Raw genomic sequence first — 21,109 nt, forward strand, 5'->3', positions numbered from 1 at the left:
TTTATCTTCATCTGATAAGCTATTAAATGATCGAAATGCGGTGGCGGTTGTTATATTCAAAGCTTAACTTAACACGCATCGTTCTACTAAAATGGGTTTGAGGAGTTTTATAAATGTCTAAAAAGAGAAATGCTCATAATCGGAGCAGTCGTAAGTTGAACAAGAAAAGAACAGGTTTTATTCTATTGTTCGTGGTTCCGCTCGTTATGCTTTTAGTTGGCGGGGCTGCTTATGCAGCGAATTTATTCAAAACAACCGAGAGCGTACTCGAATCGTCTTATCAAGAAATTGAGCGATCTGAACCAGTTGAAAAAGTGAATCCGATTGAAGAACCAATATCGATTTTACTAATGGGGATTGACGATGATGATGAAAGAGGGCTTGGTTCTGCAAGGGCGGATTCGATTATCTATGCAACAGTGAATCCTGAAACGCACCAATTGGATATGGTTTCAATCCCTAGAGATACGTATGTTCCAATTATGAATAAAGGTCAAGAAGTGAAGATGGACCGGATTAATACGGCATATGCTATTGGAGAAGAAAATGCAATGGTGGAAACCGTGGAAACTTTTTTAGACTTACCGGTTAATTATTATGCTACCTTTAATTTCCGTTCATTTTTAGATGTGATTGATGCGCTTGGAGGGATAGATGTTGATGTCCCGCTTGATATTGTAGAAATGGATTCTAAAGATAATAGCAAGGCCGTTACACTTGAAAAAGGTCTGCAGACGTTAGATGGCGAACAAGCATTAGCTTTGGCGCGTACTCGGAAAATTGATGATGATATTGCTCGTGGTCAAAGACAGCAATTAGTCATTAAATCCGTCATTAACAAAGCAACTGATTTAGGTTCTATTACAAAGTACAATGATATTCTAAGAGGTATCGGTTCGAATATGAGAACCAACATGAAAATGAACGAGATCAAAAGTGTCTTGCAGACGGGTTTGAATGAGTCGTTTGATACAGAATCTCATGTGTTCGGATGGACAAGCTTTAGAAATGCTGGAAGAGACCTGGTAAAAATCGAACCAAGTAGTTTTGAAGATATTCAACAATCTTTATCTGAGTCATTAGAGTTGGAAGAACAAACAATTAATGATATTCCCGATGGTATTGAAGTTCAAGACGTTTTGGGTGAATCGGAAGATGATGGTCGATATAGTAAAGGTTACCCGCAAACTGACTTGAATAAGCGGAGTGGATCGGCATTAGCTGGTTCAGATAGTTATGAATAAAGGCGCTGAATATCCAGAATCAGTTGTAGAAGAAACTGTATCCGTGCATCTGCTTTACCGAAGAATCAAGTATCTCTTATTCTTCTTAGTTGTCTTGTTAGGGGTGTCAGGTTATCGTTATTGGGTTGGTGCGATTGAACCGTTAGACGAAACGAGTACAGAACAAATTGTTGTGCAGATTGATAGAGGTCAGTCTCGCGCAGATATTGCGAGAAAGCTAGAGAGAGAAGGTGTGATCCAAAGTGCCTTTGTCTTCAATTATTATGCGCGCTTTACGAGTGATCGCATATTTGTTGCAGGAGAATATGTGTTTTCTCCTGCTCAGTCACTTGCTTCCATACTAGATGAAATACAAAAATAATATAACTGAAAATATAATAAAATAAAAAATGGATGTTTTAATTGTTTTAAAACCCAAAAAATATTTGTAAACTTACTTAATTGTATTAAAAAAGATAGAAAAGTAGAAATCATTACCTGATGTTCGTTCAAAAATGAACGTACTTATCTTATAAAAAAAGCCAAGTGCTCAGCGGCACTTGGCTTTTTCGTCGTTTATTAAGCGTATAACGCTTTGATTTGGTCTTGTACAGTTTTGTTTTCTAGGAATTCGTCATAAGTTGTTTCTGAACGGTCAACGACTCCATTAGGTGTAATTTCAATGATACGGTTAGCTAATGTTTGAATAAATTGGTGGTCATGTGATCCAAAGAGAATAGCGCCCTTGAAGTCGATCAACCCATTATTCAGTGCCGTAATAGACTCTAAATCCAAGTGGTTTGTAGGATCATCCATTACAAGTACATTTGACTTGCTTAACATCATTTTAGACAGCATACAACGGACTTTTTCTCCCCCGGAAAGGACAGATACTTGTTTCAATACTTCTTCTCCTGAGAATAACATTCTGCCTAAGAAACTGCGCAAGAAAGTATTGTCATTCTCTTCTTTGGAAGCGTATTGACGAAGCCAGTCTAAGACTGTTGAACTACTGTTATTGAACTCAGAAGAGGTATCTTTTGGTAAATAAGATTGAGAAGTAGTTACACCCCACTGGAATGATCCAGTATCAGGTTCCATTTCTCCCATAATGATTCTGAAAAGGGTCGTGATAGCTACGTCATTCAAACTTGTGAAGGCAACTTTGTCGTCTCTACCTAAGTTGAATGAAATATTATCCAAAACTTTTTTACCATCAATCGTTTTAGAAAGGTTTTCTACACGCAGAAGGTCATTTCCAATTTCGCGCTCTGGACTAAATCCAACAAATGGATAACGTCTAGAAGAAGGTTGAATATCATCTAGAGTGATTTTATCTAGCATTTTTTTACGTGAAGTTGCTTGTTTTGATTTAGAAGCATTTGCACTAAATCGAGCAATAAAGTCTTGAAGTTCTTTTATTTTTTCTTCTTTTTTGCTATTAGAATCTGCAGCAAGTTTTGAAGCTAATTGACTAGACTCTAACCAGAAATCATAATTACCAACGAACAATTTGATTTTACCAAAATCAACATCAACCATGTGCGTACAAACTTTATTTAGGAAGTGACGGTCATGGGAAACAACGATAACAGTGTTATCAAAGTTGATCAAGAAATCTTCTAACCACTTGATTGATTGCGCGTCTAAACCATTGGTAGGCTCATCTAGTAGCAAAACATCAGGATCTCCAAATAAAGTCTGAGCAAGTAGGGCTTTAACGTGCTGTCCACCTGTCAGTTCGCTCATTTTTTGATTGTGCAAAGCTTCAGGGATACCCAGACCTTTTAATAGAGTCATCGCTTCAGGTTCAGCTTCCCAACCATTTAATTCAGCGAATTCACCTTCAAGTTCAGCAGCACGAATACCGTCTTCATCTGAGAAATCAGCTTTTGTATAAATCGCATCTTTTTCTTGCATGATTTCATATAAGCGTTTGTGTCCCATAATAACTGTATCGATAACAGTTTGTTCTTCAAAGTCATAGTGGTTTTGTTTTAAAACAGCCATACGTTTATCAGCTGGAAGAGAGACATTTCCAGAAGTTGGAGAGATTTCTCCAGAAAGTATTTTTAGGAAGGTAGATTTACCAGCACCGTTAGCGCCGATAACACCGTAGCAATTGTCATTGTTAAATTGTAGATTCACATCGTCAAATAATTTTCTATCTGAAAAGTTCAAACTTACATCTGTTACTGTGATCATTTAATGATAGCCTCGTTTCTTTTTGATCTTTACCGCAATAAGGCAATTTATGCCCATTACGTTCTATTATACGTCATTTTCAAAATAATGCATTGTTTATGAGAGGGGAAAAAGAAAAAAAGATTGATTTTTTAAAAATGTCACAATTTATCTGTTGTGTACAATTAGATTGTCCAAAAAAAGACGAATTTATTCATAAGTTATACTATTCCGTACAAAAATATCAAATGAATAAACGGTTTTTGTAAAATTTTTCGTTCAGTCTACTTATGAACAAAAGGGATTTTCGTTATTCCTAATTCGTATTAAATGACATTTAACTACTTTGAACATATAATAATCTTACTTTCAACTTTTGACGCCCTTAAAATCTTGTATTCTTGGGCAACAATATAGAAAAGTCTAAGAAGATAGAGGAGTCGTTTGAAAATGATGGAGAGTATAGGTGTTGAAAAAAGTGGTTTACAAGATGAATTGATTGTAAATGCACTAGAACAAAATATTGCGATTATTCGCTTTGATACAAATAAAAGAGTGACTTATGTGAATGATAATTTTGCAAATGTTTTAGGGTATCATAAAGAAGAATTATACGGAAAAGAACATAAATTGTTCTGCTTCCCTGAATTTGTAAATAGTCCTGCCTATGAAGAATTGTGGACGAGTTTATTGAATGGTGTGAGTTTTCAAGATAAAATTGTTCGTCGTAATGTACACGCAGAAGAAGTTTGGTTGGAGGCGACCTATTTTCCAATCTATAATGCAGACAACACGGAAGTTGTAGGGGTCGCAAAAGTAGCAACAGATATTACAGAGAGACAAAAAAATATTGAAACAGTCACAACAGACTTGCTAGATATGTCTAGCAAGCTAACAGAGTCGTCTCAAGAAGGGATCAAAAAAGGTCGGGAACTATTAGCGGGAAGCAAAGGAATGATTGATTTATCAACGGTTAGTACAAGTAATCTGAGTGAGCTACAACAAAAAAATAAATCTATTCAGAGTATCGTTGAAACCATTCAAGATATTGCTTCAAACACAAACTTGTTGGCCATTAATGCGTCGATTGAAGCAGCTCATGCCGGCGATTATGGGCGTGGATTTGGAGTCATCGCTCAGGAAGTGAAGAATCTTTCTCAAAAAGTGTCTGAGTCTGCTTATACGATTGGAGAAGATATTTTAGCGGTTACAAATAATATTGATCTAGTTGTAGAAGGAAATGATCAGTTAAAAGATCATATTTTGATGAGTGAAAAACAAATCGATGGAACCATCACGGAATTCAATCGAATCGATTCGGAGTCTCAGAATCTCCAGAAACAAGCCGGTAAATTAGAAACGATTATTTAACTCGTCAAAAATAATGTTGTTGCGTTCTCTATTTTTATCGATAAGTCTTAATACTATCTTCATCTCTATCTTGTAGACTAAACTGATAGAAAACAGATAAAGAGGTAGGAGTGATCTGATGAAAAACTATAGAGAAATTTTGACTAAGCAGCGAGCTTTCTATGAATCAGGCACAACAAAAACACTGGAATTTAGAATACAGGCATTGAAACGACTAAGAGAAGCCTTGGTTTCAAACGAACAAAGACTGACAGATGCTTTGAAAAAAGATTTGAATAAATCCGCTTTTGAAACGTATTCGTCTGAAATTGGTGTCGTTCTTCAAGAAATCAGATTCATCACACAAAATTTAAAAAAATGGATCAAACCAAAGCGAGTCAAAACGGCCTTTACGCATACAGGTTCCAAAGGGGTTGTTTATTCTGACCCTTATGGAGTTGCACTGATTATCGGTCCTTGGAATTATCCGATTCAACTCATCTTGTCTCCATTAATTGGAGCGATTGCTGGTGGTAATTGTGCAGTGATTAAGCCATCCGAATTGACTCCTGAGACCTCAAAAGTGCTCTCAGATTTGATCTCAGATTGTTATCCGGCAGAGTATATCACTGTTGTTCAGGGAGATGCCGAAATAACGAAAGCACTACTATCGGAAAAGTTTGACTATCTTTTCTTTACAGGTAGTGTGCCTGTTGGGAAAATTGTTATGGAAGCAGCGTCAAAACACCTAACGCCGGTCACTTTGGAGTTGGGCGGGAAAAGTCCCGGGATTGTTCACGAAGATGCCGACTTAAAACTGGCGGCTAAAAGAATAGCCTGGGGAAAATTTATGAATGCCGGACAAACTTGTGTGGCGCCAGATTATGTGTATGTACACAAGAATATTAAACAAGCTTTCCTTGAACGAGTGATCGAAGAAACGAAAGCACTCTATGGATACGAACCAATCGAGAACGAGCAATACACGCATATTGTGAATCAAAAACACTTTAATAGACTAAAAGGCTACTTGAAAGAAGGTCAGCTTGTCTATGGAGGGAAAAATAGAGGAGAAGCGTTAGTGATTGAACCGACGATTCTTGAGAAAGTGACTTTTGATGATACAGTCATGCAAGAAGAAATCTTTGGACCGATACTTCCGATCTTAGAATATACAGATATAAATGAAGTCATAGAAGGTGTCAAACAAAATCCTAACCCGCTAGCGCTCTACTTATTTACAGAAAATAAACAGATAGAGAATAGGATTATTGGTTCTCTGTCATTTGGTGGAGGCTGCATCAATGATACGATTTTCCATATCGTTACACCCTATCTTCCCTTCGGAGGCGTTGGAACGAGTGGGATGGGTACGTATCATGGGAAAAGCAGTTTTGATACGTTTACGCATCAAAAAAGTCTGTTAAAACAAACAACTAAATTCGATAATCCCTTCAGATATCCCAATGCTAAAAGAGGGATAGATATCATCAAAAAAATCATGAAGTAGAAAAAATAGGCAATCCTAAATGATATTAGGACTGCCTATTTTTTTAAGATTCTTTTTCAAATCCAAGCAAAATGCCTCGAACGTACTTGATGGTAAGATAACCTAGATACAATTCTAGTGAAAACGCTAGTAGATAGATCCACCATTCATTTAACTCTATAAAAGTGGGTGTAGCATACATTAAAAGTAAAAGAGGTAAAGCAAATAGAATCAGTGCTGAAATTAAGCGGATAGAAGAATGGATTTTTTGGTTCTTGAAAAAGTGTCGAGTCATCGAAGTTACTAAAAAGTATACAAATTCTAGTACCATTTCCAATAAATCTAACATCCGAATCGCTCCTAACCTTATTTTAGTTAGCTATAGTATATTAGAAAAAGAAGCCGATAGATAGTACAATCAAAACAATGATTGGAGCAGGGATTTTTCTTGTAATCAGTAGTAATACAGTGGTTATTATAATCAGAAGATTATCCCAACTCAGACCACTTTGTTGAGTCAATAAGACAGCCGCTATCGCGATCAGTCCACCGGCTACTGCAGCTACACCCTTTAAAGCAATTTTAAATCCTTTAATATTTTTGATAGATGCCCACATAGGATAGACAAAGTAAATCAACAGTAGGCCTGGAAGAAAAATGCCGATTCCACCAGCAACCGCACCTAAAATTTGTAGAAAAGCAGAGTCAGCTTGAACGGATAAGCCACCTGCGTAAGCACTGAAACTAAACATAGGCCCGGGTATACCTTGAACTAAGCCGTAACCCGTCAAGAACTCCTGACTGCTCATCAGCTGATTAACTTCTACAAGTTCACTGTACATAACAGGAATGACGACTTGGCCACCACCAAAGACAAGATAGCCATAACGATAGAAACGCTCGAAAATTTGAATCAGTTCATTTTGGAAAACCGTAGCGAGAATCAAAGAACCGCCTGTGAAAAATAAAAATAAAGCGAGATAACCATAAGGCGGTTTGAGTGCAACGCGGTTCCATAACTGCTTTTCTTTTGAAGCGAGGACACTGACCAGACCACCGATGGTCAATACTAAAGGAAAAATCCAAGGATCTCTTATAAAGTAGATTGTTACAGCGCCGAAAACGAGTAAGCCTAAAGTGAGTTGATCTTTAATGACTTTTTTACCGATACGGTAAGAGGCTACAATAATGAAACCAACAGCCATCGGGCCTATGTAGCGTAAGATATCAGTGGAGATATCTTGCATATCTAGAAACTGATATAAAAAAGATAGTATGGTCATAATTACTAATGCAGGAAATGCCCAGACAAGCATGGTCAAAAAAGCCAGCAAGGGGCCGCCTGTCTTGTGACCAATGGCAACGATTGTCTGAGTGCTACTCGGTCCGGGAAGGAAACTACATAGGGCAATTAATTCAACCAGTTCTTCTTCAGTGAGATACCGTTTTTTTGTGACGAGTTGGTCGGTGAAAACACTGTAATGTGCTTCGGGTCCACCGAATGCTCCCAAAGAACAAATAAAAATATCGAGCAAGAAAGCTTTCCAGGGTGTTGAAGTGTCTTTTAAGGTCCTTTGCATATGAGGTGCTCCTTATAATCATTTTTGTATAGTCTATTCAAAGATACAATAAAAAGAAAGGTATATCTATGCTTGAAGGGAAATTTACAAACTTTACAATTCTCTAGTTGAGATATGAAATTAGTATTGATATGATTACTTCATCAAAATAATTTGATGAAGGAGATAAAGGATGTCTCATATTAAAACGACTAAAATCGATTTACCAGATGTAGCAACTTACGCAAAACAATTCAAAGCACTGTCCGATCCAATACGGTTATCCGTTTTACACTTACTAGCAATGAATGGGAAATCCTGCGTCTGTGACCTGGAAGAGTTGCTTGATTTACCGCAATCTAAACTATCTTATCATTTAAAAATATTACTAAACGCGGGATTGATTCAGAAAGAAATCTCAAAGACTTGGAGCTATTACTGGGTAGATGAAGAGAAAACAAATGAATTATTATCTGATCAATTTTGTTACTTTTTAAAATCTGCAGAGGAAGACTGCTGCTAAAAGGAGACTACACTTATGAAAATCGTTATTATCGGTTCAGTTGCTGCAGGAACTTCTGTCGCTGCAAAGGCAAGAAGAAATGATGAAACAGCTGAAATCGTCGTTTATGAAGAAGGTCATGATATATCTTATTCAGTTTGTGGAATGCCTTATTTTTTAGGTGGAGAAGTGGATACGGTCGACGAATTGATTCCCAGAGATGCAAAGTGGTTCAAAAAACGTTTCGAATTTGATATTCATACAAATCATCGTGTTACTGCAGTTCATCCTGAAGTAAAAGAAATTGAAGTGTTCCACAAAGAAACGGGGAATACGAAAACAGAAGCTTATCACAAACTGATTTTAGCTACTGGATCGTACTCACTGACGCCTCCGCCCTTCAATCAAGGGACATTTGACAATGTCTTTCATGTAAAGACGATGGACAATACGAAAAAAATTGATCAGTATATGCAAAATAATGAAGTCAAACATGCGGCAATCATTGGTTCAGGATTTATTGGTTTAGAAATGGCTGAACAATTTACACAAAAAGGGATAAAAGTTTCGATCATCGAATTAGCAGATAGAGTGTTTCCCAAAATCGACGCAGATATGTCTTATCACTTACAAGAAAAGCTAAAAGAAAATGAAGTGGATCTTTACTTGGGAGATAAAGTGGAAACTTTAGAAGGAAATCAGAAAGTAACACAGCTGCACACAACTAACGGAAAAGATATTCCGGTAGATCTGGTCATTCTGGCAGTGGGTGTTAAACCAAATACATCACTAGCAGAAGCGGCAGGAATCAAACTTGGCGATACAGGAGCAATAAGCGTCAACACGGTTATGCAGACGTCGGAAAAAGACATTTATGCTGTTGGAGATGTTGCTGAGAGTTATCATCTGATTACTGGAAAACCAACGTATCATCCATTAGGTTCTACAGCAAATAAAATGGGACGAATAGTAGGGGATCATCTTACAGGAGGTTCTTTATCTTTTAAAGGAACGCTTGGAACGGGTATTTTCCGATTGTTTGACTTAACGGTTGGTTACACAGGATTGTCTTATTCAGAAGCTCAAAAAGCAGGATTTGACCCAATTGCGATTCACAATATCAAACCGGCTCATGCAACGTATATTGGCGGGAAAAATCTCCTAATCAAAGGCGTCGCTGATAAAGAGACGGGAAGAGTGCTAGGAGCCCAGATTGTTGGTCCAGAGGGTGTAGACAAACGGATCGATGTTCTTGCGACAGCTATCACGTTTAAGGCAAATGCAGAAGACTTGTTCCACCTGGATCTAGCTTATGCGCCGCCATTTAGTACAACTAAAGATCCTGTTCATTATACAGGGATGGTACTGGAAAATGCCCGCCATGAACTTCCAGTGATAACACCTGAAGAATTATTGACGCACTTGAAGGAGCAGAAACCGATTCAAATCGTTGATGTCCGTTCCAAGTCGGCGTACGAAAAAGCTCATGTAGAACAAGCGATGCATCTTTCTATGCCAGAATTGCGCAAAGGAATTGAAGTACTTGATAAGAATCTACCAACAGTCGTTTACTGCAACAAAGGCGTAACCAGCAATACTGCTCAAAATGTATTACTGAACGTTGGATTTAAAACTGTCTATGTACTATCTGGTGGTCATACGAATTATCAGTATTATAAAAAAAGTCTTAGAAAAGGTTCTTGAGTTAAAGAAAAGACAAAGGATCGATCCGTTGATAAAAAATGGATCGATCCTTTGTTATACTGAGTAGTAGAATTTAATAAAATGGAAAAGAAACCGGTGTTGCCTTTTCAAGATATGATCGTTAAATCTATAAAACTAATAAGTAATCAGTATAGGCATCTTTCCTCAGAAAGATGCCTATACCAATTTGTATTATATACACTAACATTAGTCAGAGACGCTTAAAATTTTGTTAAAGCGATGGGTTCTTTTACTTTGAGTAACATATCGTAATGAGCGATGTTCTCGTCGTAATACATATCGGAAATGATTTCGAACCCAAATGATTCATAAAAATCCTTCAAGTAAGCTTCGGCTTGAATCTGAACTTCTCTTTTAGGATAACGAACAGAGATATAATTTAAAGCGACTTTAAGTAATTCTCTTCCGTTTCCGATTCCTCTGGAATGCTCAGGTACAAGAACACGACCAAGCCAGATCTTTTTGTCTTTATAGTAGATTCGACAATAAGCATTGATGGTATCTTTGCATCGTTTAACCAAATGGGTAGCTTGTAGATCAATATCGTCCACTTCTTGAAAAGCGGCTCCCTGTTCTACAACAAAAACCTTGGTACGTTCTCTTAAAATCGAATGAAGCTCTTTAGCGCTTAATTCCTCTAATTGTTTAAACTGCCACATATGATTAAAGTAATCCTCCTAGTCGATGACGAGCTCTCTAAGCTTCGCACCTTCAGTAAATGAGAAGTTAACTGCCTCTCGTGAAATGTTGTTCTTCCTGTACAGTATACATAAAATAAAAGGATTCTCAAATGTCAGTTTAAAGGGACTATTTTGAAAACGAATCAAGCGAGAGAAATGGCGTAAAAACAGTATTAATGAGGGAAATTTTGAGCTGATTTACTTATAAATAAGAAGTGATAGATTGCAGTTTGATCTAGGAGATTAATTATCTGAAGTGTAAAGGAGGAAAGCGAGCCAAGAGCTCTTAGCTAACGAAAAAAATAAAAGAATTGAAAATCCTTATACGCAACAAAAGAGCCTGAACTTTTCAGTCCAGACTCTTTTAAGGGTCGCGCGTATAAAGTTGAGAGGCGTTATACACGCTAGGGTAGAGGTATTTATCATGCTACGAATCGACTTATATCGGCTTTAAGCAAGGAGAAAAAATAGATAGGAGTCAAGCCGTCGATTTCATAACTTGTTTCTAATTGTACTACAAAAGAAAACGGTTTTTAAAATATAGTCATATAATGTTAAAACTCGTTAAGAAAGGGGAACAAGCTATACCAATTTGCTTTTCTTGTTCCCTTTTGAGGACGTTTAGTAAAGGTTACGTAAAGGGATCATGCTAAGAAAGCTCGAACTTCCTCCTCTAAGCGTTGTTTCAAGGTTTCTTCTTCTATAACTTCGAGTATATTCGTTCCTTTATGAATCCATTTTTCTCCAGTAGGGTCTCCAGATTGGATCAAAGAGACGCCTTTTCTGGCGTAACAGACCGCAAGCATGTCATGTTTCTTTAATTCTTTTGCATAAAGAATTAAATCCTCCAAAGAAGCCAAAGCTTTACTATATTGGCGGTTATCGATCAGTAAGTAAACAAGATTAAACTGAAAATTGAATCTTAAATCGTTACTAGCTCTATAGTTTTCATACTTATCTAATTGAGTAATCGCTCTATCTGAGATATGAATGGCTGAGTCTGCGTTGAAAAAGTACAAGATGTTATTTACTAAATATATTTCAGTGAGTCTCCAGTCATCAAAGCGTTCAAGACGATCCCAGACAGGTTGGACATATTTTCTAGAAAGCCGGATATCGTGCGTTTGAGCAAAGACAATTAAACCTGTATAGATTGCTTCGATATCTTTGATAACGGGATCCTCATTGTATTTCAAGTAATGAGAAACTTCGTCTTTCAATTTTTCTAATTCTTTAGGATTGTTGTAACTTTGAGAAACAAACGCATAAATGAGCGAACCTTTTTTAGAATGGCTGTAGTTTCCTTGAATGAATAGAAATTCTTCCACTGTCATTTCGAGGCGATCTAAGATTGCGAACAATTTTGGAGCAGAAGGTTCGGTCTCTTCTCGCTCGATTTTAGAATAAGTAGATTGACGCATGATGCCTTGAGCAACTTGCTTTTGAGTATACCCTTTTGATTCTCGTATCTTTCGAAGTAGCTTTCCGGATAGTTGATTAAAAGGTGCTTGGTTCTCTTCGAAATGATCCATAGTTACCCTCTTTTGTTAAGTTCTATTTATTAAAATTATACTATTTATTGGATTGGATTACCATATAACGATTCATTTTACCCGTTTGAAATAGGGATAAATGTACATATAAATATTTTATTTATTTTGCAAGATCGTTTAGCAGGGTGATTAAATAAAGTAGAACGCTTTTTTTAAAGTGGATCAAAGGATTCAGTAAATTTTGATTACGATTCAATTCTGTACCGAACTGTGTCTTTTTTTTTGCGATTTTTATGAAACAATTACGCTCAAAGCATTGTATTCATAAGGGATTTAGTATAAAGTGAAGAGAGTGATTTTGTGAAACAAATAGCTGTTTCACGAGTCAATATAAAAGGAGATTTGGTTATGAATCCAGAAGAATTTAGAGCCGAGTTAGAACGTCGTGGTTTGCCAATCACTGACGAAAAAATGACTCAATTCAAACTTTATTTAGAACTACTTCAAGAATGGAATGAAAAAATCAATCTGACTGCCATTACAGAGCAAGAAGAAGTGTATCTAAAACATTTCTACGACTCTTTGACAGCTGGACTTTATGTAGATTTTAGTAAAGGGGTCCACAGCTTATGCGATGTAGGCTCAGGTGCTGGCTTTCCCAGTATCCCCCTAAAAATTCTTTATCCAGAATTATCGATCACAATCGTAGATTCACTGAAAAAAAGAATCAACTTTTTAGAAGTTGTCGTAGATGCATTGAACTTAACGGATGTAGAGCTCTTGCATGACCGCGCTGAAACATTTGGTCAAAACAAACAATATAGAGCAACTTATGACTTTGTGACCGCTAGAGCTGTTGCTAGAATGAGCGTTCTTGCCGAATTATGTTTGCCGCTTGTTAAAAAAGGTGGATCCTTTATTGCGATGAAAGCAGCACACGCACCGGAAGAATTAAAGGATGCGGAAAAAGCCATTGCTACACTCGGTGGGAAGATCAAAGATGACTTTGCTTTTGAGTTGCCACGCGAAGCAGGCGAAAGACACATTATTATGATCGACAAAAAGAAAGAAACACCAAATAAATACCCTAGAAAACCAGGGACACCAAACAAGACCCCATTATAATTAGAAAATGAAAGTCTGGAGGATTCAAATGGCGCAGATTATTGCCGTTGCGAACCAAAAGGGTGGTGTAGGTAAAACAACTACGACTGTCAATTTGGGTGCATCACTTGCTTATGCAGGGAAGAAAATATTATTGATTGATATGGACGCACAAGGGAACGCTACAAGTGGTTTAGGCATTCGTAAAGGAGAGGTTGATAAAGATATTTATGATGTTTTGATCAACGAAATACCTCTAGAAGAAGTCATTTTGCCTACTAGTAGAGAAAATCTCTCTATTGTACCTGCTACGATTCAACTGGCAGGAGCAGAAGTTGAACTGACAAGTCTTATGGCTAGAGAAACAAGACTTAAAAGAGCCATTGAGACCATTGATGAAGGTTATGACTATGTATTGATTGATTGCCCGCCATCTTTAGGTCATTTGACAATCAATGCTTTTACAGCGAGTGATTCTGTTTTAATTCCGGTTCAGTGTGAGTATTATGCACTAGAAGGATTAAGTCAGTTATTGAATACTGTTCGCCTTGTTCAGAAACATTTCAATAAAGAACTGAAAGTAGAAGGCGTACTCTTAACGATGCTGGATGCAAGAACAAATCTTGGATTCGAAGTCGTTAACGAAGTAAAGAAATATTTCCGTGAAAAAGTTTACAACACAATCATCCCAAGAAACATTCGCTTGTCCGAAGCACCAAGTTATGGACTTTCGATCATTGACTATGATTTAAGGTCGAAAGGTGCAGAAGTCTACCAAGAGTTAGCGAAGGAAGTGATGACGAATGGTAAATAAGAAAAAAGGACTAGGCCGTGGAATCGATGCGTTATTTGATGTGCCAGATTTCGAAAAAGAAGTGAATCGTGATGACGAGCGCGTAGAATTGATTGCACTTGATGAAATTCGTCCGAATCCCTATCAACCTAGAAGACATTTTGACGAGGCAGCACTGAACGAGCTTGCAAGTTCTATCGAAGTATCTGGTGTACTTCAACCCATTATCTTGAGAAAATCTTCCGTAAAAGGATATGAAATTATAGCCGGAGAACGTCGCTTTAGAGCATCAAAAATTGCTGGAAAAGAGACGGTTCCAGCTATCATTCGTGAATTAGACGAAGAAGTTATGATGCAAGTTGCGATACTTGAGAACTTGCAAAGGGAAGATCTGACATCACTTGAAGAAGCGGAAGCTTATAATATGATGATGGAAAAATTGTCCATGACTCAAGAAAAAGTAGCTGAAAAATTAGGCAAAAGCCGTTCTTACATCGCCAATCATTTGAGATTATTAACATTGCCGATAGAAGTGAAAAACCTTCTTCAGGAAAACAAATTGTCTAATGGACAAGCGAGAACACTACTGGGTCTTAAAGATAAGAAAAAACTGACAAAGCTTGCAAGACGCACGGTCAAAGAAGGCCTTACAGTAAGACAGTTAGAACTTCTGGTAGCGGAAGCAAATCAGAAGCCTAAAACAGAGCCTAGTGCAAAAGTAGAAGTAGATAAATCTATTTACATCAAACGTTCAGAAGAATTGTTAACAGATAAATTTGGAACGAGCGTAGTGATACGAGAAAAGGGTAAAAAAGGTAAGATTGAAATTGAGTATGTCTCTCAAGATGATTTGAATCGGATATTAGAAGATTTAAATATTGATTTTGATTGATTCAGGAGGCAAAAGTAAATGGATAAAGCATACGAATTGAATGACATCGTTGAAATGAAGAAAAAGCATCCTTGTGGTGTGAATCGTTGGGCCATTATTAGAATGGGCGCAGACATTCGTGTAAAATGTGAGGGATGTGGCCAGTTAGTACTGATGCCTAGACGAGAGTTTGAAAGAAAAATGAAAAAGGTTCTAGTTAAAGCAGATACAACTGAATCTTAGTTATTCTATAAAATAGCTAAACTAAAAATTATAAGGAAAAGAAAGGTGAATACAAAGAATGCCTTTAACAGCAGGAATCGTCGGTTTACCAAACGTTGGAAAATCGACGTTATTTAATGCCATTACAAAAGCGGGGGTTGAAGCAGCGAATTATCCGTTTGCGACTATTGACCCCAACGTAGGAATTGTAGAAGTACCAGACCGTAGACTAGACAGATTAAAAGAACTCGTTAATCCTAAAAAGGTCGTACCCACTACTTTTGAATTCACAGACATTGCAGGTATTGTAAAAGGTGCCAGTAAAGGGGAAGGACTAGGAAACAAGTTCCTTGCCAACATCCGTGAAGTAGATGCGATTTGTCACGTTGTTCGTTGTTTTGAAGATGAAAACATTACGCACGTATCTGGATCCGTAAATCCAGCTGATGATATTGAAACGATTAACTTGGAACTTGCACTTGCAGATTTAGATGCTGTAGAAAAAAGATATAGCCGAGTTAAAAAACAAGCTAAATCCAAGGACAAAGAGTCTATGGAAATGGTAGCTGTACTAGAAAAAATTATCCCTGTTTTAGAAGAAGGCAAACCAGTTAGAATGCTTTCATTTACACCAGAAGAATTGCCAATTGTGAAATCACTCTTCTTGTTAACCAGTAAACCTGTTTTGTACGTAGCTAATGTTTCAGAAGAAGATATTGCGGATGCAGAAGGTAACGAATATTTAGCAACGGTTAAAAAGATCGCAGCTGAGGAAGGTGCAGAAGTTGTAACCATTTCTGCAGCAATCGAAGAAGAAATTGCCGAACTAGACGATGAAGAAAAAGCGATGTTTTTAGAAGATCTTGGCGTAGAAGAGCCAGGACTAGATAAATTGATTCGTTCTTCTTACGATTTACTGGGACTTGCGACATTCTTCACTGCAGGTGAACAAGAAGTACGTGCGTGGACCTTCCGTAAAGGCATGAAGGCACCGCAAACGGCCGGCGTGATTCACAGTGATTTCGAGCATGGATTTATTCGTGCTGAAACAATCGCTTACGCTGACTACGATGCTTTAGGAAGCGAGAAAGCAGCAAGAGAAGCAGGTAAATTACGCTCAGAAGGAAAAGAATATGTCGTACAAGATGGAGATGTCATTCTTTTCAGATTTAACGTATAAGAATGCGCACATTTAAAGGGGGACATCATCTTGTTCAATAAGAAAAAACAAGAGCCTGTCGAACAGCCAGAAAAAATTGCTGAGCTGGCGGCTAAGCAAGAAGAAAATGCAAAAATGAGAGAACAGCTTACAAATAAAAATAGTGAGTATATGTTGAAACTAAACCGAAGCTTAGATGAACGCGGTGTTTCAGAAGAAAGAAAAACACTCATCTTTAACGATATGTTGAAAAATATTGTTGAGCAACAAGATCATCATCTTACAGCTCGTAAAATTTACGGAACTGTAACAGACCAAGCAAATTATTTAACAGAGAATCCAACATCCAGCGAGCAAAAAGAGGTCGTTCGATCAGAACCTTGGAAGCTGTACATTGATGGTGGATTACTGTTAGGTGGAATGTTTGCGATCCTTTCAGGTATTTCTGGGATGTTTGGTAGAGGAGATAATCAAGCAGTAGGTATGCAATTGATGGTGCTTATTCTAAACTTTGTTTTAGGTGGTTTTGCCTTTATGATCATTACCAAATATGCGCCGGTACCAGGAGAAAAAGGTGGATTCATTAAATATATTCTGGCAACAGTATTAGCGATGATGGGTTTTGTACTTTTTATCTCTCTAGGGGCACTGATTCCAGAAGCAATTAATCCAGTTATTCCTTCACCAATTACTTTAGTTATAGGTGTGGTGGCAATTGCGGCCAAATGGTATTTGAAACGTAGATTGAATATTCAAGGCACGATGTTTTAAAGTTTAATTATGAAAGAGTCTCTTCGAAGCGAATCAACTTTGGAGAGACTTTTTTTTATCTATACTGAATAAATGGAATATAAATCGAATCAACAAAGACGTATTATAAAATAAATTATCGTTAAATAGTTCGTTATTGTAGCGCTAACAATTAAATTCTCTATCAAGTTTATTAGAAAGTTCTTACATGGGTGAAACGGGTGTTGACCTGACCAGATATGGGTGGTAATTTAATTATTAAAAATTACGATAGCTAAGGGATAAAGTATAACTGGAGGAGAATAATATGGGAAATTGGGAAACGAAATTCAATAAAAAAGGATTTACGTTTGATGATGTGCTGTTACTACCAGCAGAAAGTCATGTTTTGCCAAACGATGTCAATTTACAAGTAGAACTATCAGACTCTGTTAAATTGAATCTACCGGTTCTAAGTGCAAGTATGGATACTGTTACGGCATCAGGGATGGCCATTGGGATGGCTCGTCAAGGTGGTCTTGGTATCATCCACAAAAATATGACAGTAGAACAACAAGCCGAAGAAGTTCGAAAAGTAAAACGTTCGGAATCTGGTGTCATCATTGATCCATTCTTCCTTACTCCAGAACATTTGGTTTCGGAAGCTGAAAAATTAATGTCTACTTATCGAATTAGTGGTGTACCAATTGTAGAAACCATGGAAAATAGAAAATTTGTTGGGATTTTAACAAACCGAGATATGCGATTTATTACAGATATGAATGAAAAAATTCAAGAAGTGATGACAAAAGAGAATTTAGTGACCGCTCCTGAAGGTACATCACTTGAAGAAGCAGAGCTTTTATTGAAAGAACACAAAATTGAGAAACTACCTTTGGTTGATGCAAATGGCTGGTTGAGTGGTTTAATTACAATCAAAGATATTGAAAAAATTACGCAGTTCCCAAATGCAGCAAAAGACAAGCATGGCCGTTTACTAGCAGGTGCTGCTGTAGGCATTACCAAAGACACTTTTGAGCGTGCTCAAGCGCTGATTGACGCTGGAGTGGATGTTATTGTAGTCGATACGGCACACGGCCACAGCGCAGGTGTATTAAGAGAAATGAAAAAAATCCGCGAAGAGTTTCCAGATGTTACACTGATTGCAGGGAACGTTGCAACAGCAGAAGGTACACGTGCACTGTTTGAAGCAGGTGCGGATGTCGTAAAAGTTGGGATTGGACCTGGATCAATCTGTACAACTAGAGTGGTTGCAGGTGTCGGAGTTCCTCAAATTACTGCGATTTACGATTCAGCTTCAGTTGCAAGAGAATATGGTAAACCAATTATTGCAGATGGCGGAATCAAATATTCAGGTGATATTGCAAAAGCATTAGCGGCGGGGGGACATGCAGTCATGCTCGGTAGTATGCTTGCGGGAACAGATGAATCTCCTGGTGAATTCGAAATCTATCAAGGTCGTCGTTTTAAAACTTATCGTGGTATGGGAAGTCTTGGAGCGATGCAAAAAGGATCAAGTGACCGTTACTTCCAAAGTGGCGAAACAGAAGCAAATAAATTGGTGCCAGAAGGAATCGAGGGACGCGTTGCATACAAAGGTAGCGTTCAAGATATCATCTTCCAATTGGTTGGCGGATTACGTTCTGGTATGGGATATGTTGGTGCAGCGAACTTGAAGGAATTGAGAGAAAATGCACAGTTTATCCAAATGTCTGGAGCAGGTCTTAAAGAGTCCCATCCACATGATGTGCATATAACAAAAGAAGCACCAAACTATTCAGTATAATCAAAACCATCATTGAAAGCATCGAGACGATTCTCGATGCTTTTTTTGTACTAAAATAGACTATCTTTTAAAGGAGGAGTTTGCTATTCTATAAGGTATAAACTTAATTTGAAGGAGAACGAGATGAACATATTTGAAGGATATCCCTTAAGAAAGATATTAAAGAGAGAACAAGCGTTGATGTGGTTGCTTTCTCCGATTGCATTGCAATTAATATTAGGTATTATTGTTCCCATTCTTCTTTTAGCAACAAATGCGGACCTTGTCGCAAACCTTTCACAAACTGAGCTTCTTGAAGCTATGGAGCCAGTTATAAATGTCGTAGGCTCAGTTGCTTCTATATTGCCATTATTTATATTACCTTTAATCATTATTGGTAGGAAGATTCCATTAATCAATCGAAAACAACTGAGTCGAGATGAATGGAAAGTAATTCCGGGATTAGATAAACAAGACTGGAAGTTTTTAGCTTGGTACATACCTGTTTCATTTATCTTTTTGAATGTTGGAAGTACATTACTGTCTATAATATTTGAAAACTCAGAAGCCATCAATCAAGAGGCTATCGAAGAACTCGTTGGAGTGACTCCTGCATGGGTGATGTTTTTAATGGTTGTGATAGCTGCTCCAATCGTTGAGGAATGGCTGTTTAGAGGATTGATTATGTTCCGTCGAGATTCACTTGATGCTTCTTGGCTTTCTGTTATTGTCAGTTCAGTTATATTTGGTTTAGTTCACGTCCCAACGAATATCCCGTCTGCCTTTTCATATATTGGTATGGGCTTCATGTTTGCTTACGCAGCTAAACGAACAAAAAGTGTAGAAGCTTCCATTGTTTATCATATGTTAAATAATTTTATTGCATTCATAGCATTATACGTAGCTGTATAAAAAGAAAATAAAAGACCGTAATATCTTCTTGTTTAAATAGAGGATATTACGGTCTTTTTATTTGTTGCCTTCTAATTCAAGCAAATCCATTCTCATCGGTAAACCACCTCGAAAACCTCTCGGTGCCCCGTTTTTTGGTCCTACACGGTGACAAGGGTAAACAATCTGTAAAGGGTTCTTACCGATAGCCGTTCCAACTGCTCTGGAATGCGTAACACTTTTGTTTAACTTAGCTGCGATATCACTGTAGGTGACTGTCTGACCATAGGGAATCTCGAGCAACGTCTTCCAAACCATTATCTGAAACGACGTCCCAATAAGCTCGACTGGAAAGGTGAAGTTTTCTCTTCTTTTAGAAAGATACTCTTCAAACTGGTAGACATAAAGAGAAAGTTTCTGATCATCTCTTACTAAAGACTTATCAAGAGGTAGACGACTAATCCAATCCTCAAGCTCCTGTTTGTTCTTAGGAGAAGACCCTACAAAAATCAACCCATTATCGTTAGCTAAAATGTAAAACGACCAATGATCATAAATAACTTCTGAAAAGTATAGTTCGGATTGCATAGACTCTCCTCCTTATTTTCAATGACTTGTAACTAAATAGAATACTCCGTCAATGCAGATTTGATTTCTTGCATAACAAAAATTTTATCTTCATTGCGATCAAGATCAATCGAGTCAATATCAATCACTAATGTAGGACTTTGATTGTAAGCATTAAACCAGTCGTCGTAACGGCTATGTAATTTAGTATAATACTCCAGTAATTCAGGATTTCCGTCAACTTGCTCAAATGAGCGTCCTCGTTTTTCGATTCTCTCCAAGTGTGTATCCAAAGATCCACGTAAATAAATTAGTAAGTCCGGGGCTTTTTTTGGAATGTCTTGGAGTTCTTCCATCATATTATCTAAAAGATCCGTGTACAGATTCATTTCTGCTTCACTCATATTGCCTTCTTCGTAGTTGATTTTAGTAAACAAGGCATCTTCATAGATAGAGCGATCTAAAACATTATGCTTATGTATCAATGCTTGTTTGATACTTCTAAAACGTGTATTCAAAAAGAAAATCTGTAAAGAAAATGCCCATCTCTTTGGGTCGGCATAAAATTTCTCAAGAATTGGATTATCTACAACTTGTTCATAAAAAGCCTCGCTTTGAAATTCTTCCGAAATAAATGTTGTAAATGTACTTTTACCTGCTCCAATCATACCTGCTAAAACAATCACTGACATCTTATCCCCTTCCATTCTTAAAAAAAGTGCTCTCTAACATCATACCATAGGGGCTTCTCAACTAACCTTAAAATCTCTAAAAGATCTTTC

General features: G+C 37.3%; 21 protein-coding genes. 14 read left to right on the top strand and 7 right to left on the bottom strand.

Translation table 11 applies throughout. The features are described from left to right. Positions 1-113 precede the first annotated feature (113 nt). Entirely contained in the window at positions 114-1,244 is a 1,131-nt protein-coding gene (locus tag ACFP65_RS01000; RefSeq protein WP_379915051.1) for an LCP family protein, read from the top strand. Continuing rightward, a complete protein-coding gene (locus tag ACFP65_RS01005) occupies positions 1,237-1,605 on the top strand; it encodes an endolytic transglycosylase MltG (protein ID WP_379915053.1) in 369 nt (122 codons plus the stop codon). The genes ACFP65_RS01000 and ACFP65_RS01005 overlap by 8 nt, the downstream gene beginning before the upstream one ends. Before the next feature lie 197 nt (positions 1,606-1,802). On the opposite strand, the gene ACFP65_RS01010 is transcribed toward ACFP65_RS01005, so the two are convergent. After that, positions 1,803-3,428 (bottom strand): ABC-F family ATP-binding cassette domain-containing protein, encoded by a 1,626-nt coding sequence (locus tag ACFP65_RS01010; protein WP_379915055.1) that lies wholly within the window; start codon positions 3,426-3,428, stop codon positions 1,803-1,805. Positions 3,429-3,857: 429 nt separating this feature from the next. On the opposite strand from ACFP65_RS01010, the gene ACFP65_RS01015 reads away from it, so the two are divergent. Together ACFP65_RS01015 and ACFP65_RS01020 are read left to right on the top strand one after the other, a co-directional pair. Then, entirely contained in the window at positions 3,858-4,778 is a 921-nt protein-coding gene (locus ACFP65_RS01015; protein WP_379915057.1) for a methyl-accepting chemotaxis protein, read from the top strand. Positions 4,779-4,896: 118 nt separating this feature from the next. Continuing rightward, a complete protein-coding gene (locus ACFP65_RS01020) occupies positions 4,897-6,267 on the top strand; it encodes an aldehyde dehydrogenase (RefSeq protein ID WP_379915059.1) in 1,371 nt (456 codons plus the stop codon). 43 nt (positions 6,268-6,310) lie between these two features. Here the strand turns inward: ACFP65_RS01020 and ACFP65_RS01025 are convergent, their stop codons facing one another. Both ACFP65_RS01025 and chrA read right to left on the bottom strand, forming a co-directional pair. After that, positions 6,311-6,595, bottom strand: a complete 285-nt coding sequence (locus ACFP65_RS01025) for a hypothetical protein (protein ID WP_379915061.1) — start codon at positions 6,593-6,595, stop codon at positions 6,311-6,313. A gap of 40 nt (positions 6,596-6,635) precedes the next feature. Next, a complete protein-coding gene (gene chrA / locus ACFP65_RS01030; RefSeq protein ID WP_379915063.1) occupies positions 6,636-7,826 on the bottom strand; it encodes a chromate efflux transporter in 1,191 nt (396 codons plus the stop codon). A gap of 172 nt (positions 7,827-7,998) precedes the next feature. On the opposite strand from chrA, the gene ACFP65_RS01035 reads away from it, so the two are divergent. Both ACFP65_RS01035 and ACFP65_RS01040 read left to right on the top strand, forming a co-directional pair. Continuing rightward, entirely contained in the window at positions 7,999-8,328 is a 330-nt protein-coding gene (locus ACFP65_RS01035) for an ArsR/SmtB family transcription factor (protein WP_379915065.1), read from the top strand. A 15-nt stretch (positions 8,329-8,343) separates the two neighbouring features. Then, positions 8,344-10,011, top strand: a complete 1,668-nt coding sequence (locus ACFP65_RS01040) for an FAD-dependent oxidoreductase (RefSeq protein ID WP_379915067.1) — start codon at positions 8,344-8,346, stop codon at positions 10,009-10,011. A 221-nt stretch (positions 10,012-10,232) separates the two neighbouring features. On the opposite strand, the gene ACFP65_RS01045 is transcribed toward ACFP65_RS01040, so the two are convergent. Both ACFP65_RS01045 and ACFP65_RS01050 read right to left on the bottom strand, forming a co-directional pair. Continuing rightward, on the bottom strand, positions 10,233-10,691 hold the full coding sequence (locus ACFP65_RS01045) for a GNAT family N-acetyltransferase (protein WP_379915069.1): 459 nt from the start codon (positions 10,689-10,691) through the stop codon (positions 10,233-10,235). A 665-nt stretch (positions 10,692-11,356) separates the two neighbouring features. Further along, positions 11,357-12,244: a helix-turn-helix domain-containing protein gene (locus tag ACFP65_RS01050; RefSeq protein ID WP_379915071.1), complete on the bottom strand. Its 888-nt coding sequence runs from the start codon at positions 12,242-12,244 to the stop codon at positions 11,357-11,359. A 369-nt stretch (positions 12,245-12,613) separates the two neighbouring features. On the opposite strand from ACFP65_RS01050, the gene rsmG reads away from it, so the two are divergent. From rsmG to ACFP65_RS01090, 8 genes are all read left to right on the top strand, one after another. Then, positions 12,614-13,330 carry a 16S rRNA (guanine(527)-N(7))-methyltransferase RsmG gene (rsmG, locus tag ACFP65_RS01055; RefSeq protein ID WP_379915073.1) on the top strand — a complete coding sequence of 239 codons (717 nt, stop codon included), beginning with the start codon at positions 12,614-12,616 and terminating at the stop codon, positions 13,328-13,330. Between the two features lie 28 nt (positions 13,331-13,358). Continuing rightward, positions 13,359-14,123: a ParA family protein gene (locus ACFP65_RS01060; RefSeq protein WP_379915075.1), complete on the top strand. Its 765-nt coding sequence runs from the start codon at positions 13,359-13,361 to the stop codon at positions 14,121-14,123. After that, a complete protein-coding gene (locus ACFP65_RS01065; RefSeq protein ID WP_225742964.1) occupies positions 14,113-14,994 on the top strand; it encodes a ParB/RepB/Spo0J family partition protein in 882 nt (293 codons plus the stop codon). Before ACFP65_RS01060 ends, ACFP65_RS01065 begins: the two co-directional genes overlap by 11 nt. Before the next feature lie 18 nt (positions 14,995-15,012). After that, a complete protein-coding gene (locus tag ACFP65_RS01070) occupies positions 15,013-15,216 on the top strand; it encodes a DUF951 domain-containing protein (RefSeq protein WP_379915077.1) in 204 nt (67 codons plus the stop codon). Positions 15,217-15,274: 58 nt separating this feature from the next. Further along, positions 15,275-16,375, top strand: a complete 1,101-nt coding sequence (gene ychF / locus ACFP65_RS01075; RefSeq protein WP_379915079.1) for a redox-regulated ATPase YchF — start codon at positions 15,275-15,277, stop codon at positions 16,373-16,375. A 30-nt stretch (positions 16,376-16,405) separates the two neighbouring features. Beyond that, the gene (locus tag ACFP65_RS01080) at positions 16,406-17,125 is read left to right on the top strand and encodes a DUF1129 domain-containing protein (RefSeq protein WP_379915081.1); all 720 of its coding nucleotides are present in this window, start codon (positions 16,406-16,408) and stop codon (positions 17,123-17,125) included. A gap of 286 nt (positions 17,126-17,411) precedes the next feature. After that, the gene (gene guaB, locus ACFP65_RS01085; RefSeq protein WP_379915083.1) at positions 17,412-18,890 is read left to right on the top strand and encodes an IMP dehydrogenase; all 1,479 of its coding nucleotides are present in this window, start codon (positions 17,412-17,414) and stop codon (positions 18,888-18,890) included. Between the two features lie 123 nt (positions 18,891-19,013). Continuing rightward, the gene (locus ACFP65_RS01090; protein ID WP_379915085.1) at positions 19,014-19,781 is read left to right on the top strand and encodes a CPBP family intramembrane glutamic endopeptidase; all 768 of its coding nucleotides are present in this window, start codon (positions 19,014-19,016) and stop codon (positions 19,779-19,781) included. A 57-nt stretch (positions 19,782-19,838) separates the two neighbouring features. On the opposite strand, the gene ACFP65_RS01095 is transcribed toward ACFP65_RS01090, so the two are convergent. Both ACFP65_RS01095 and ACFP65_RS01100 read right to left on the bottom strand, forming a co-directional pair. Continuing rightward, on the bottom strand, positions 19,839-20,348 hold the full coding sequence (locus ACFP65_RS01095) for a methylated-DNA--[protein]-cysteine S-methyltransferase (RefSeq protein ID WP_379915087.1): 510 nt from the start codon (positions 20,346-20,348) through the stop codon (positions 19,839-19,841). Positions 20,349-20,380: 32 nt separating this feature from the next. Then, the gene (locus ACFP65_RS01100) at positions 20,381-21,019 is read right to left on the bottom strand and encodes a deoxynucleoside kinase (protein WP_379915089.1); all 639 of its coding nucleotides are present in this window, start codon (positions 21,017-21,019) and stop codon (positions 20,381-20,383) included. Positions 21,020-21,109: the final 90 nt, after the last annotated feature.

It is taken from the genome of Marinilactibacillus sp. GCM10026970 (assembly GCF_042660675.1).
GTDB lineage: Bacteria > Bacillota > Bacilli > Lactobacillales > Carnobacteriaceae_A > Marinilactibacillus.

What these genes read in the sequence shown, in the direction of transcription:
- ACFP65_RS01040 (WP_379915067.1), top strand. Translation starts at nt 8,344, where the DNA reads ATGAAAATCGTTATTATCGGTTCAGTTGCTGCAGGAACTTCTGTCGCT.
- ACFP65_RS01020 (WP_379915059.1), top strand. Translation starts at nt 4,897, where the DNA reads ATGAAAAACTATAGAGAAATTTTGACTAAGCAGCGAGCTTTCTATGAA.
- ACFP65_RS01095 (WP_379915087.1), bottom strand. Translation starts at nt 20,348, where the DNA reads ATGCAATCCGAACTATACTTTTCAGAAGTTATTTATGATCATTGGTCG.
- ACFP65_RS01005 (WP_379915053.1), top strand. Translation starts at nt 1,237, where the DNA reads ATGAATAAAGGCGCTGAATATCCAGAATCAGTTGTAGAAGAAACTGTA.
- ychF (WP_379915079.1), top strand. Translation starts at nt 15,275, where the DNA reads ATGCCTTTAACAGCAGGAATCGTCGGTTTACCAAACGTTGGAAAATCG.
- ACFP65_RS01070 (WP_379915077.1), top strand. Translation starts at nt 15,013, where the DNA reads ATGGATAAAGCATACGAATTGAATGACATCGTTGAAATGAAGAAAAAG.
- rsmG (WP_379915073.1), top strand. Translation starts at nt 12,614, where the DNA reads ATGAATCCAGAAGAATTTAGAGCCGAGTTAGAACGTCGTGGTTTGCCA.
- ACFP65_RS01065 (WP_225742964.1), top strand. Translation starts at nt 14,113, where the DNA reads ATGGTAAATAAGAAAAAAGGACTAGGCCGTGGAATCGATGCGTTATTT.
- ACFP65_RS01010 (WP_379915055.1), bottom strand. Translation starts at nt 3,428, where the DNA reads ATGATCACAGTAACAGATGTAAGTTTGAACTTTTCAGATAGAAAATTA.
- guaB (WP_379915083.1), top strand. Translation starts at nt 17,412, where the DNA reads ATGGGAAATTGGGAAACGAAATTCAATAAAAAAGGATTTACGTTTGAT.
- chrA (WP_379915063.1), bottom strand. Translation starts at nt 7,826, where the DNA reads ATGCAAAGGACCTTAAAAGACACTTCAACACCCTGGAAAGCTTTCTTG.
- ACFP65_RS01090 (WP_379915085.1), top strand. Translation starts at nt 19,014, where the DNA reads ATGAACATATTTGAAGGATATCCCTTAAGAAAGATATTAAAGAGAGAA.
- ACFP65_RS01050 (WP_379915071.1), bottom strand. Translation starts at nt 12,244, where the DNA reads ATGGATCATTTCGAAGAGAACCAAGCACCTTTTAATCAACTATCCGGA.
- ACFP65_RS01015 (WP_379915057.1), top strand. Translation starts at nt 3,858, where the DNA reads ATGATGGAGAGTATAGGTGTTGAAAAAAGTGGTTTACAAGATGAATTG.
- ACFP65_RS01060 (WP_379915075.1), top strand. Translation starts at nt 13,359, where the DNA reads ATGGCGCAGATTATTGCCGTTGCGAACCAAAAGGGTGGTGTAGGTAAA.
- ACFP65_RS01025 (WP_379915061.1), bottom strand. Translation starts at nt 6,595, where the DNA reads ATGTTAGATTTATTGGAAATGGTACTAGAATTTGTATACTTTTTAGTA.
- ACFP65_RS01000 (WP_379915051.1), top strand. Translation starts at nt 114, where the DNA reads ATGTCTAAAAAGAGAAATGCTCATAATCGGAGCAGTCGTAAGTTGAAC.
- ACFP65_RS01035 (WP_379915065.1), top strand. Translation starts at nt 7,999, where the DNA reads ATGTCTCATATTAAAACGACTAAAATCGATTTACCAGATGTAGCAACT.
- ACFP65_RS01100 (WP_379915089.1), bottom strand. Translation starts at nt 21,019, where the DNA reads ATGTCAGTGATTGTTTTAGCAGGTATGATTGGAGCAGGTAAAAGTACA.
- ACFP65_RS01045 (WP_379915069.1), bottom strand. Translation starts at nt 10,691, where the DNA reads ATGTGGCAGTTTAAACAATTAGAGGAATTAAGCGCTAAAGAGCTTCAT.